A 12,980-nucleotide genomic window follows, 5' to 3' on the forward strand; every position below is an offset into this window, starting at 1 on the left:
GCCGCATGGGCGAAGACGGTGCGGGATCCGGGGACGGACGCGAATACGCGGCGTGCAGGCGCCGCGACGACGTCGCCTTACAAACACCCGACCGGTTCATCCGGCCGATGTGTCGTTACACGTCCGCGCGCACGATGTCGAGCAGCGCGCGCGCCGAGCGTTGCCAGCTGAAGTGCTGCGCGCGCTCGCGGCCGGCCGTGCGCAGTCGCGCGCGCAGGTCGGCATCGTCCATCACGCGTGCGATCGCCGCGGCGATGTCCGGCGGCGAATACGCATCGCAAAAGAATGCGGCACCGCCACACACCTCCGGTAACGCGCCTTCGTGCGACACGATCACCGGGCAGCCGCACCGCATCGCTTCCAGCGGCGGCAGCCCGAAGCCTTCATAGAGCGACGGGAACACGAAGCAGCCGGCATGTTCGTACAGCGCCTTCAGTTCACGGTCGGTTACGTAGCCCGCCCACGTCACGTACGGATCGTCGGCGCGCAGGCCCGGCACGCTCCCGCCGAAGATCTTCGCATTGGCGCCCCCCGCGATCACGAAACGCAGCGTCGGGTGTGACGTCCGCATCAATTGCATCGCTTCGAGCGCACGCACCAGGTTCTTGCCTGGCGCAAGCGAACCGACAAACAGCACGTAGCCGTCCGTCTCGAGGTTCAGGCGGGCAAGCACACCGGGATCGGGATCGATCCGGTCGATATGGTCGACGGCCGCCGGGACGACCGTCAGGCGCGCCGGCGGTACGCCGAGCTTCGCGGCAAGGCGCGCGCGCGAGAAGTGCGAAATCGTGACGATGTGGCGGGCGCGTCGCTTGAGCACCGAGAACGCGAAGCGATACCACATCCGGAATACGACGGAGTAACCGGCCGGCAGATCGAAAATCGCCGCATCGTAGATCAGGACGAGTTGATCGCGCTTCGCGAGCGGCCCGACGTTGCACAGACTGAGCAACATCCGACCGTGCGTCGCACGCGGCAGCGTCAACTGCTCCCAGAGCGAACCGCGCAAACCTCCGGCGACCTGCCTGCGCGCACCGGCCGGCAACGCCGCCGGATCGTGATCCGCCGGCACGACCAGCGCCGGCACGTCGTCGGGATTCGCAAGACGCGTGAGCTCGGCCGTCAGTTCATATGCGACCCGCTGCACGCCCGTCATCCGCTGTGCGGTGAATTTTCCGTTGACGGCGATGCCGCTCAGCCGCGCAACGCGCGCGACCGTCCCGGCGCCCCGTTCCGCACGCCCTTCCTGCAGCGCGGTTTCACGACCTTCCCGAATCGACGTTGACATGATCACTCCGATGGCTGCGACGCGATCGCGCCGCCAGACACCCCGCATCGCGGGATGCTCCTATGCCGTCAGTGTGTCGAACTGCGTCGATGCGGTCGGTACGTTCGACCGCACAATCTTTCGATTCGACAATAACTTCGTGGTCCTCAGAATGCGTTGCGCCCGATGAAACCGCGTACGATCGTCAGCAGGATGATCTTCATGTCGAACCAGAAGCTCCAGTTCTGCATGTAGAACAGATCGAACTTCACGCGCGCGGCCATCGCCTCGACCTTGCGCGTCTCGCCGCGATAACCATTCACCTGCGCCCATCCCGTGATGCCCGGCCGCACGCGGTAGCGATACATGTAGCAGTCGATCAGCTGCCGATAGAAGTCGTCGTGCTCGATCGCATGCGGACGCGGGCCGACCACCGACATCTGGCCGAACAGCACGTTGAAGAACTGCGGCAGCTCATCGAGCGACGTGCGGCGCAGGAACGCGCCGACCGGCGTGATGCGCGAATCGTTGCGCGACGCCTGCCGCACGACACCAGGCTGCGCGCGATGCGCGCGCATCGTCCTGAACTTGAGGATGTGGAATTCGCGCCCGTCCACGCCCTTGCGCCGCTGCCTGAACAACACGGGCCCCGGCGACGACAGCTTCACCGCGATCGCCAGCACCGCGAGCAGCGGCAGCAGCGGAATCAGCACGGCGACCGCGAACAGCCGGTCGAACGCGAACTTCGCCCACAGCTCCGGCGCCGAGCGCGGCGTGGTCGCGAGGTTGATCGCCGGCATACCGAGCACGTCGGTCGCCGAGCGTTCGACGACGGCCATCTGCCGCACGTCGGGCAGCAGCCGCAGTTCGACGAACTCGTCGCGCAACTCGCGCACGATGCGCTGGATACGCCACTCGTGCGACATCGGCAACGTGAGCCAGACTTCGTCGATTTCGCCGCCGCGAATCATGCGGCGCAACTCGGCCCAGTCGCCGATCACCGGCACGCCGCCGATCGCGTCCGACGCAGTCGCGGCCTGCGCATCGTCGTCGAATACGCACGCCGCCGCGAACGCGCCGTCCGGTTCGAGCTGTATCCGCTCGATCGCCACGCGTCCGTATGCCGTCGCGCCGACGACGGCGACCCGCCGCTGCCGCGCGCGCGGATCGCCGCGCCTCAACGTGAGCGCGCACAGCGCCAGCCTGCCGATCAGCAGCGCCGCGTCGCCGGACAGCACCGTGCGGGCAATCCAGCGTGTGGTCATCGTGCCGCCGCGGTTCATGATCCACGTCGCTCCGGCCGCCGTCAGCACGCTCGCGCATACGATCGCAACCACCATGCGCGTCAGCTCGGGCTCGACGCGACAGCTCGGCGCGCCGCCGCGTACCGCGCGCAAGCCCCGCGGCAACAAACCGACCGTCAGCACGCACAGCAATGCGATCGCGCCGCGCTGCGCATCCGACAAGTCATGCCACGCCAGCCTCATCGCAGCCTGCGCGGCGAGCGCACCGGCCAGCACCAGCGCAACGTCGGCCGCGGCAATCGCGGCGCGACGCATCGCATTCGTTCCTCCGGACATCGAATGCATCGTCATGCGCCGCGCACGGAAAATCCGCCATGCATTTCAGGCATCCGGGACAGTACCGGCATCAGCCTCGCACTCTCGCGCGGGCCGAGCAGGCGGCGATAGTCCGCACGAATCAGCTCGTAGCACTCGCACGAATTGCGCTCGAGGCCCTCGCGATCGAGCACCGTGATCCGGCCGCGACGCTGCCGGATCAGCCCGGCTTCCTGCAGATTGCCGGCCGCTTCCGTCACGCCTTCGCGGCGTACGCCAAGCATGTTCGCGATCGTCTGCTGCGTAACGGCCAGCTCGTCGCCGTCGATCCGGTCGTGCGCAAGCAGCAGCCAGCGGCTCAGTTGCTCGCTGACCGAGTGATGCCGGTTGCACAGCGCGCTGCGCGAGATCTGCGCCATCATCGCCTGGCAATAATTCAGCAGCAGCCGGTACGTCGCGGGCGAACGTTCGAACTCGGAGCGCATCACGCAGGCCGGCACGCGATAGGCCATGCCGCCGATGCGGACCTCGACCCGGTTCGATACCGTGGCGCCGCCAACGAGCGTCGCCAGACCGACCGCACCTTCCCGGCCGACCACCGCCACCTCGACCATCGCACCGTCCTCCATCAGGTGCTGCACCGACATCATGGCGGTCGTCGGGAAATGCAGGTGGCGCATGGGTTCACCGACCCGGTCCAGCATGCCGGCCTTGATCCTGACCAGCTCGAGATGCGGTGCGATGGCGCGGATGCTGTCCTCCGGAAGTGCGGCAAGGATGGCGTTCGCCGAATAGCTCGAGTGAAGATGTAGCATGTCTGTATCCCTCTTTATTGTCCGCGGCGCAGGCGCCGCGTCTGGAACTCGTTATCGCGATGCGCGTCCTCAAGGTGACGCGGGTTGCGGCCACAACCCTGAATCCGATCGACTTCCGGCTTCTTCGTCGCCGGATCGAATCGATCGCCTCGTTTCGACTCGCCGGCCCGAATAAGCGATTTACGTGCCAATACCTCTCCGTCCTTAATATATAAACGGCATCGGTTTTAGAACGCCGAATAGCCGGCCGGAAAGCGGCAAAAAGCGTCTCATTTCCGGACACTCGCCGATGCGGCGGACACCGCAAGTGATTCAACTGAACAATGCAGGCAGGCCCGGCGGCAGGTGCCTGCAGCGGCCCGCGAGTCTTATCGTTCAACTACTTACAGGACTTTTTCAATTGTTTCCGTGACGTTGTGCACGACGTTCAACGGCCATCCGGCATCTCGAATGATCGTTTGAAACTGTCTCAAATTTGGATCGCGACATTAATTCTCCGCTCTGTAATCAACCGCACACATCGTATGCAGATCACTGATTTCATTGAGAAATTGAGTCCAGATATCTCAAATGTCAAAGAATGTTCAATGCGCACGGGATTTTTTCCTTGTACGATGCACATCGCCGACCATTGATTTCCGGGCAAAGTTGAATTCCGATCGTCACGCGGTTTTTTTGATGGATGTTTAATGCAAGAAAACAGGAACTTTAAATCCGCATAACGTTTGCTTTCGCTCTCAACCGTCAAACTTTGTGAAGTGACGTAATAGGCGATTGACTCGATTCAACTGCGTGCTAGCCTTTTTTCGGCTGTCTGCATTCGAATTCCGTTGAACACAAAATCCGCACGTGCGTGCTAAATCCCGTCGGGATGTCTTCACGCGCTGTGCAACCGCCACGCTACAAGGATGCGCCGTGACTCAACAGGCCAATGACGCCGTCGCCCAGGCGACCGGCATGATCGAGCTTTCCCACAGCTTCGACGCCAACCGGTTTCTCGCGGCGCTCGACCGCGACGAACGCGCCGCGCTGATCGCCAACCTCCAACTGGTCCACCTGAAATCGGGGCAAGTGCTCTGCGAGCCAGGCGAAATGCTGGCCGCGGTCTACCTGCCCGTGACGACGGCGATTTCGCTGCAATACGTGTCGTCCGGCGGCATGACGCTCGAAGTCGCCCAGATCGGCAGCGAGAGCATCGTGTGCGACGACGTGATCGGCGGCAGCGGCCAGATGCCCTGCCGCGCCGTCGCCTGTCGCGACGGCTTCGTCTATCGGCTCGACCGGCGCGCGTTCGCCACGGCCTTCGACGCGTCGCCGGTGATTCGCCACCTCGTGTTCGTGTGCGTGCGGCTGCTGATGGCGCAGGTCTCGCAGATCACCTTCTGCAGCCGCCATCACGTGCTCAAACATCAGTTATGCAGATGGTTCCTGCTCGCCTACGATCGTTCGCGCAGCATCGAGATCCAGGTCACCCACAGCATGCTCGCGCAGATGCTCGGCGTGCGGCGCGAAACGGTCACGGACGCAGCGGGTGAAATCCAGAAACTCGGATTGATCCGGCAGTACCGCAGTTCGATCGAGCTCGCCGATCTCGATGGTCTCGAGAAGCTGTCGTGCGGGTGCCGCGCGATCGTGCGCGACGACATGAAGCGCATCCTGTCGGCGGATTCGGGCGTGACGGCTGCCGCGCGCGCGTGACCCGCGCGGCGTTTCGGCGCGCCGATGCGAGCGGGGTCAGCAGATTGTAGGGTGGCGAACAGAACACAGTGCCCGCGAATGGTCTACTGGTGCCGGACTGCCGGGGGGATGTCAGCGCATTGTGCGCGTCCGCCCGCGCGGACGACACCACGCACGCCGGAGCCGCACGTGAAAAACGAAATCAGAACCATCCTCAAGCACGTCGCCCATCTCGAAGCCGCGATCGATTCGATCGGTGACGGGGACGACCTCTACGAAGCGGGCCTTTCATCGCTCGATACGATCCAGTTGATGCTCGCGATCGAAAAGCAGTTCAACATCGAGATTCCCGACGAGATGCTGAACCGCAACCTGTTCCGCAGCGTCGATGCGCTCGCGGAAACGATCGCCACCCTGCAACGCGCCGAGCATTCCGCATGAGCACGCTGCTTCCCGAACTCGCGGCCGACGACGAAGCGCATCGGCTCGACGAGGCCGCGCGCGCCGTCGCACAAATCGCCGCCCAGCACGCGGATGCCGTCGATCGCGACGCGCGCTGCCCGGTCGAGGCGATCGAAGCGATGCGCGCCCGCCGCTTGCTGAGCGCGATGGTGCCGACCCACCTCGGCGGTGCCGGCGCGTCGCTCGCCGACGTCGCATCGGCATGCTCGATTCTTGGTCAGGCCTGTGCGTCGTCGGCGATGGTGTTCGCGATGCACCAGATCCAGGTTGCCTGCATCGTCGACCACGCGGCCGACCAGGGCTGGCACAAGCTGTTCCTGCAACAACTCGTGCGGCACCAGTGGTTGCTCGCCTCGGCGACGTCGGAAGACGGCGTCGGCGGCAACCTGCGCGCGAGCCAGTGCGCAATCGAAAGCAACGGCGGTGAATTCCGGCTGCACAAGTCCGCACCGACGATCTCGTACGGCGACTACGCCGACGGCATCCTCGCGACCGCGCGACGCGACGCCGACGCGCCGGCGTCCGAGCAGGTGCTCGTCACGCTGCTGCGCGACGGCTATACGCTCACGCGCCGGGGCGAATGGGACACGCTCGGCATGCGCGGCACGTGCAGCAACGGCTTCGTGCTCGACGCGCAGGGCGCGACCGTGCAATGTCTGCCGGTGCCGTTCGCGCAGATCGCCGAACAGACCATGGTGCCGGTTTCGCACATCCTCTGGGCCGCCGTATGGATCGGCGTCGCCGGCGATGCCTTCCATCGCGCGCACCAGTTCTTCCGGGCGCAGGCGCGCCAGACCGACGGCGCGCCGTCGCCCGCGTCGCGTCGTATCGCCGAATCGCTCGCGCTGATGCAGGCGATGCAGGCCCGCGTCGACAACGTGCTGCGTCTCCATGCCAGCGCATCGGCCCGCTCGTGGTCGGCCAGCATGGCCTGGGCCGCCGAAATCAATACGTTGAAGACCTATGTGTCGTCGACCGCGCTCGAGGTCGTGCAACAGGCGATGATGATCTGCGGGATGGCCGGCTACAAGCACGGCACGCCGTTCAGCATAGGTCGTCACCTGCGCGACCTGCACGCGGCGCCGCTGATGATCAGCAACGACCGCATTGCCGCCAACACTTCGAGCCTGCTGCTCGCACTGCGTCCCGCGACGCTGGAGAAACACTCGTGAACGATCGCCTCTCCGTGCCCCCCGCCGCTTCCACCGCTTCCGCGCCGTCCGACGCACCGCTCGACCGCGCGGGCGTCAACCCGCTGCGCGACGAACTGATCGACGCCGGCCTGCTCGTGTCGACCGGCATCCAGGGCCTGTTCGGCCGCAGCGAACGGTTCGAGCGCGTCGTCGAAGCGCTCGACGCCTTCGTCACGCGCCTCGGTGCCGACCAGCAGGCCGAAGTCCTGCGCTTCCCGCCGGCGATGAGCCGCACCGAGTTCGAGCGCAGCGAGTACATGAAGAGCTTCCCGCAACTCGCGGGCAGCGTGCATGCGTTCTGCGGCGACGAACAGCGGCACCAGCGGGTGCTGCAGTGCCTCGATCGCGGCGAGGACTGGACCGAAAGCCAGAAGCCGACCTACGTCGTGATGACGCCGGCCGCGTGCTATCCGGTCTACCCGGTCGTCGCGCGCGCGGGCGCACTGCCCGACGACGGCCGGATCTTCGATGTGTTCTCGTACTGCTTCCGGCATGAACCGTCGCTCGACCCGACCCGCATGCAGTTGTTCCGGATGCGCGAATACGTGCGCATCGGCACGCCCGAGCAAATCGTCGCGTTCCGCGAAACGTGGATGGAGCGCGGCACGCGCATGATCGAGGCGCTGCGCCTGCCGAACACGATCGATCTCGCGAACGATCCGTTCTTCGGACGCGGCGGCAAGATCGTCGCGAACAGCCAGCGCGAGCAGAACCTGAAGTTCGAGCTGCTGATCCCGATCGAGCACGACGGCCGCCAGACCGCGTGCCTGAGCTTCAACTACCATATGGATCACTTCGGGATGCTGTGGGACATCCGCACCGCGACGAACGACGTCGCGCACACCGGCTGCGTCGGCTTCGGTCTCGAACGGTTGACGCTCGCGCTGTTCCGCCACCATGGCTTCGACATCGAAGCCTGGCCGGCCGACGTGTGCGACGTGCTGTGGGGAACGCGATGAAATTCGTGTCCCGCGACGGCCAGGAAGCGTCGTTCGAGGACGTGCGCCACCGCGCACGCCACTACCGGCCGCACCCGCTGCACAGTCAGGAGATGGTCTGGAAACAGACCAACTGCTACGTCGATATGTGGCTCGAGGTGCTCCGGTGGTGGGGCCTCAATCCGTATGCGGCGCTGCCGTTTACGGTGGCGCTCGATTTCGAGGGCGACCAGTTCACGTTCTTCAAGTTTCCGCACGACGAGCTGGAGCGGCTCTACGGGATCGTCGTGCAGGAACACTCGATCTACGAACCGCTCGAACAGCACATCGAGACGCAGGTCGCGCGCGGTCATCTGATGATCGTCGAAGTCGACGCGTGGTTCCTGCCCGACACGCGCGGCAGCGCGTACCGCACGCAGCACACGAAGACGACCATCGGCATCGACGCGATCGATCGCACCCGGCGCCAGATCGGCTACTTCCACAACAGCGGCTATTACGTCGCCGAGGACTTCGACTACAACGGGCTCGTCGGCGGCAGTTCGCCGATGCCGCTGCCGCCGTACGTCGAATGCGCGAAACGACGCTTCACGCCGCTCGACGAACGCTCGCTGTGCGAAGCGTCGCTCGCCTCGCTGCAGCGGCACCTGCGCCGCCTGCCGGTCGTCAATCCGGTCGCGGCATTCCGGCGGCAGTTGCAGTCCGATGCGAAATCGCTTGCCGATTCGCCGCTCGAACGCTTCCACGCGTACTCGTTCAATTCGGTGCGCCAGCTAGGCGCGAACTTCGAACTGTTCGGCCATTACGCGCGCTGGCTGCAGGCGAGCGGCTGCGTCGGCCCGTTCGCCGACATCCGTGCCGCGTGCGATCGCATTGCGTCCGAGGCGATGGTGCTGGAATTCCGGCTCGCGCGCGCCTGCGCGCGCGGCAAGGAGGAACGCGGCGATGCGACGCTCGACGCGATCGAAGCGGCTTACGCCGATCTCGTCGACGGCGCACGGCAGATCGCCCCGCCGCTGCAGCCCGCGACGCCCGTTCGCGTCAACGCGGCACCCGTGCCGATGATGCGGTGACGCGCAAGCGCACCGTGCCCGCTTGGTCGATGGTCGCAACGACCGCGGGCGTCGCCCGCGGGCCGCGCGACCTACCCGCTGCCGCCGAATGGATCGCGGCGCCCGTGCCCGGCACGGTCGCCCAGGCGCTCACGCTGGCCGGCCGCCCCGACGACGTGGCATCGCACGACGAGCACGACCATTGGTATCGCATCGAACTGCGCGGACACGGGCCGCGCGTGCTGCGCTTTCACGGCCTCGCGACGCTGGCGGAAGCGTGGCTCGACGACACGCCGATCCTGCGATCGGACAGCATGTTCGTCACGCACGACGTGTCCGTGTCGCTCGACGGTACGCACCGGCTGCTCGTCTGCTTCCGCGCTCTCGCACCGCACCTGCGCGACGTGCGTGCGCCGCGCCGCGCGCGCTGGCGTACGCGGCTTGCCGAACCGGCGACGCTGCGCACCGTGCGCACGTCGCTGCTGGGGCACATGCCGGGCTGGTTTCCGCGTTGCGTGCCGACCGGCCCGTGGCGTCCGGTCGAAGTACTGGACCCGGCCCACGGCCCCGTGCTCGTCCATTGCGACCTGCATGCGCGCATCGACGGCGACACCGGCTGGCTCGACGCGGAACTCGCGTTCGCCGCGCCGCTGCCCGACGCGTTCGCGGCCCGGCTGTCGTGCGGCGAACATCACGCGACGCTCGAACGCTGCGGCGCCGACCGGCTGCGTGCCACCGTCGCGGTACCCAACGTGCGTCGCTGGTGGCCGCACACGCACGGCGAACCGGTGCTCTACGACATCGCGCTGCACATCGGCGCCGAACAGCGACCGCTCGGCGCGACGGGCTTCCGCACGATCGAGCAGGACGCCGGCGATGACGGCAAGGGATTCGGGTTGCGCGTGAACGGCGTGCCGATCTTCGCGCGCGGTGCATGCTGGAGCAGCGCTGCACCGCTCGCGCTGCATGCGGACGACGCGACCTACGGCCACTTGCTCGGGATGGCGCGCGACGCAGGCTTCAACATGATTCGCGTCGGCGGCACGATGACCTACGAGGCCGAGGCGTTCCATGCGTGGTGCGACCGTCTCGGGTTGCTGGTCTGGCAGGACTTCATGTTTGCGAACTTCGACTATGCGCTGGCCGATGACGCATTCGCCGACGCCATCGACCGTGAAGCCGAACAGTTCCTCACGCGTCACCGGGCATCACCGTCGCTTGCGGTGTTGTGCGGCGGCAGCGAAATCGCACAGCAGGCGGCGATGTCGGGCCTCGGTCCCAAGCAGCGTTTCGTCGAACTGACCGCCGAGCGCCTCGCCGGACATGCGGCGGCACGGCGGCCAGATGCAATTTACGTGCCTGACACGCCCGACGGCGGCGTGCTGCCGTTCGTGCCGCGCGAGCGCGTGTCGCACTACTACGGCGTCGGCGCGTATCTGCGCCCGCTCGACGACGCGCGCCGCGCCGACGTGCGCTTCGCGAGCGAATGCCTCGCGTTCGCGAACGTGCCGGACAACGCGATGCTCGACAGCCTCGGCTGGCCGGGCATTCACGAGCCTCGCTGGAAGGCGGCCGTGCCGCGCGATCCCGGCACCTCGTGGGATTTCGAGGACATTCGCGATCACTACCTGCAGACGCTGTACGACGTGTCGCCCGACCGCCTGCGGCGCGAGGACCCGTTGCGCTACTTCGAGCTGTCGCGCGCGGCGATCGCGGACGTGATGCGCGACACGTTCTCCGAATGGCGGCGTGCCGGTTCGCGCTGCGCCGGCGCGCTCGTCTGGCAGTTCCAGGACGTGATGCCGGGTGCGGGATGGGGCTTGATCGATGCGACGCATCGGCCGAAATCGGCCTGGTATGCGCTGCGCCAGGTACTTCAGCCGGTGCAGGTGCTGCTCGTCGACGAAGGGCTGAACGGACTCGACATGCACGTGCTCAACGAACGGCCGGCGCCGCTGTCGGCCACCGTCGAGCTGGTCGCGCTGCGCGACGGCCGTACGCCGGTCGCGCGTGCCGGCTGCCCGGTCCGGATTGCCGCGCACGATGCGGTGCGGCTCGGCTCGGCCGAATTGCTCGGCCGCTTCTTCGACTGGACCTGCGCGTATCGATTCGGGCCGTGCGAGCACGACACCGTCGTCGCGACACTGCGCGCCGAGGACGACACATTGCTGTCGCAGGCGTTCTACTTCCCGTCCCGCACGCATCCCGCCGTGTTCGCACGGCGCGAGCTCGGGATCGAAGCGTGCGTCTCGCGCACCGGCGATACGTGGCACGTGGATATCGACACGCGTCACGTCGCGCGCCATGTTCAGATCGATGCACCGGGGTTCGTCCCGCGCGACGACTGGTTCCATCTCGCGCCCGGCACGCCGGCCCGCGTCGCGCTGGTGCCGCTGGAAAACCCCGGCGCCCAGGCGACGGCCGGCACGCCGCCGATCGTCGAGATCCGCGCGCTCAACGCGGTGCGAACCGTGCGCGCCGCACCGGCCGACTGACGCGGCCGCCCTGGCCGGCGCGACCGCCGCGGCACCCGCAGCAGCAGCGCGGCGCGCCCGTCAGTCGGACGAGCCCGTGCCGCGCGGCCGTTCGATTCCGTACGCTTCCATCCAGCGATACAGCGTCGCGCGCGACACGCCGAGTTCGCGCGCGGAAGCCGCGACGCGCCCGCGCGTGCGCAGCAAGGCCGTCTCGATCGCTTCGCGCTCGATCGACTTGCGGATGTCCGCGACGGACGGCGACGCGGCGTCGAGACAGTATTCGAGCTCGAGATCCTGCGCGGTGATCAGGCGTCCCTCCGTCATCACGACCGCGCGGCGCACGCGGTTGATCAACTCCCGCACGTTGCCGGGCCAGTCGTGCTTGTAAAGCGCGGTGATCGCATCCGTCGAGAAGCCGCGCACGCGATGACGCGCGTCGCCGCGAAAGCGTTCGAGCATGTGATGCGCGAGCAGTTCGATGTCCTTGCCGCGCGCACGCAGCGGCGGCTGGTCGATGCGCATCACGCAAAGCCGGTGAAACAGGTCCGCACGGAACCGCCCTTCTTCCATCGCTTCGCGCAGATCGACGTGCGTCGCCGAAACGATCCGTACGTCGACCGGCACCGGATCGCTGCCGCCCAGCCGATGAATCGAGCGCTCCTGCAGGAAGCGCAGCAGGCTCGCCTGGCTCTCGTGCGGGAGATCGCCGATTTCGTCGAGCAGCAGCGTGCCGCCGTTCGCGGCCTCGACGTAGCCGATCTTGCGTGCGTTCGCACCCGTAAAGGCGCCGCGCTCGTAGCCGAACAGTTCCGATTGCAGCAGGTGCGACGGGATCGCACCGCAGTTGACCGCGACGAACGGGCCGTTACGTCGCTCCGAATGCCGGTGGATCGCGACGGCGGTCAGCTCCTTGCCGGTTCCGGTTTCGCCGAACACGAACACCGGCGCGTCGGTGCGCGCGAAGCGGCGCACCGTATCGAACAGCCGCAGCATCGCGCTGCAGGTGCCGACGATGCCGTGTTCCTCGGATTCGAGCCGCTCCCGGTCGCGCGCGAACAGGCATTCCATTCCATACGCATGACCGACCGTATCGGCGATCCGCTGGTGCGACGCGGGCAACGTGATGTAGTCGAAGCAGTAGTCGCGCAACAGCGCGCGCACGTTCGGAGAAGCGGTCTGGCCAGCCTCGACGAGCGCGACCCAGACGACGTCGCGCATCGATGCGCAGGTGGACGCGATGCTGCCGATCGCATCGGCATGGCCGCCGCTCAGGTCGAGGATGCCGCAGGTGATTTCACCGGAGGTGTCGCGCAACTCGCTGGCATGCGCGACGATCGACACTTTCCAGTCGCGTCGCGCCAGTTCCTTGCGGAGCATGACGGACGGCGTCTGCGTCCAGTAAATCAGGGGACGCGGCCCGCTAGTTCTCCCCTCGCCGGCGCTCTTATCGCGCGTTATTGGCATATTCATAACGAACCATCACTTTCTCCACTACGCGAACCGTTCGCGCACGGTGCCGGCGGTGCATGGCCGCCAATCC

10 protein-coding genes are annotated in these 12,980 nt (G+C 66.6%); 6 read left to right on the plus strand and 4 right to left on the minus strand.

The window, feature by feature from the left end:
• Nucleotides 1-115 precede the first annotated feature (115 nt).
• The 3 genes from J7024_RS03390 to J7024_RS03400 form a co-directional block, all read right to left on the minus strand.
• On the minus strand, nt 116-1,288 hold the full coding sequence (locus J7024_RS03390) for a glycosyltransferase family 4 protein (protein ID WP_442861894.1): 1,173 nt from the start codon (nt 1,286-1,288) through the stop codon (nt 116-118).
• Between the two features lie 146 nt (nt 1,289-1,434).
• Nucleotides 1,435-2,847 (minus strand): undecaprenyl-phosphate glucose phosphotransferase, encoded by a 1,413-nt coding sequence (locus tag J7024_RS03395; protein ID WP_124826140.1) that lies wholly within the window; start codon nt 2,845-2,847, stop codon nt 1,435-1,437.
• 11 nt (nt 2,848-2,858) lie between these two features.
• Nucleotides 2,859-3,641: a Crp/Fnr family transcriptional regulator gene (locus J7024_RS03400; RefSeq protein ID WP_124826141.1), complete on the minus strand. Its 783-nt coding sequence runs from the start codon at nt 3,639-3,641 to the stop codon at nt 2,859-2,861.
• Between the two features lie 915 nt (nt 3,642-4,556).
• Between J7024_RS03400 and J7024_RS03405 the strand changes: the two genes are divergently transcribed.
• The 6 genes from J7024_RS03405 (at nt 4,557) to J7024_RS03430 (ending at nt 11,458) form a co-directional block, all read left to right on the plus strand.
• On the plus strand, nt 4,557-5,339 hold the full coding sequence (locus J7024_RS03405; protein WP_175750553.1) for a Crp/Fnr family transcriptional regulator: 783 nt from the start codon (nt 4,557-4,559) through the stop codon (nt 5,337-5,339).
• A gap of 168 nt (nt 5,340-5,507) precedes the next feature.
• A complete protein-coding gene (locus J7024_RS03410; RefSeq protein ID WP_175717055.1) occupies nt 5,508-5,759 on the plus strand; it encodes an acyl carrier protein in 252 nt (83 codons plus the stop codon).
• The gene (locus J7024_RS03415; RefSeq protein WP_124826143.1) at nt 5,756-6,952 is read left to right on the plus strand and encodes an acyl-CoA dehydrogenase family protein; all 1,197 of its coding nucleotides are present in this window, start codon (nt 5,756-5,758) and stop codon (nt 6,950-6,952) included. The genes J7024_RS03410 and J7024_RS03415 overlap by 4 nt, the downstream gene beginning before the upstream one ends.
• Nucleotides 6,949-7,932 carry an amino acid--[acyl-carrier-protein] ligase gene (locus J7024_RS03420; protein WP_234744792.1) on the plus strand — a complete coding sequence of 328 codons (984 nt, stop codon included), beginning with the start codon at nt 6,949-6,951 and terminating at the stop codon, nt 7,930-7,932. The genes J7024_RS03415 and J7024_RS03420 overlap by 4 nt, the downstream gene beginning before the upstream one ends.
• Nucleotides 7,929-8,984 (plus strand): DUF1839 family protein, encoded by a 1,056-nt coding sequence (locus J7024_RS03425; protein WP_124826145.1) that lies wholly within the window; start codon nt 7,929-7,931, stop codon nt 8,982-8,984. Before J7024_RS03420 ends, J7024_RS03425 begins: the two co-directional genes overlap by 4 nt.
• A gap of 29 nt (nt 8,985-9,013) precedes the next feature.
• Complete coding sequence (locus J7024_RS03430) at nt 9,014-11,458, plus strand: glycosyl hydrolase 2 galactose-binding domain-containing protein (protein ID WP_175750551.1); 2,445 nt, start codon at nt 9,014-9,016, stop codon at nt 11,456-11,458.
• Between the two features lie 60 nt (nt 11,459-11,518).
• Here J7024_RS03430 and J7024_RS03435 read toward each other — a convergent pair whose 3' ends face one another.
• Nucleotides 11,519-12,910: a sigma-54 dependent transcriptional regulator gene (locus tag J7024_RS03435; protein WP_175750550.1), complete on the minus strand. Its 1,392-nt coding sequence runs from the start codon at nt 12,908-12,910 to the stop codon at nt 11,519-11,521.
• Between the last annotated feature and the right edge of the window lie 70 nt (nt 12,911-12,980).

Origin of the sequence: Burkholderia sp. WTPI3 (genome assembly GCF_021483755.1) — a bacterium.
Classification (GTDB): Bacteria; Pseudomonadota; Gammaproteobacteria; order Burkholderiales; family Burkholderiaceae; genus Burkholderia.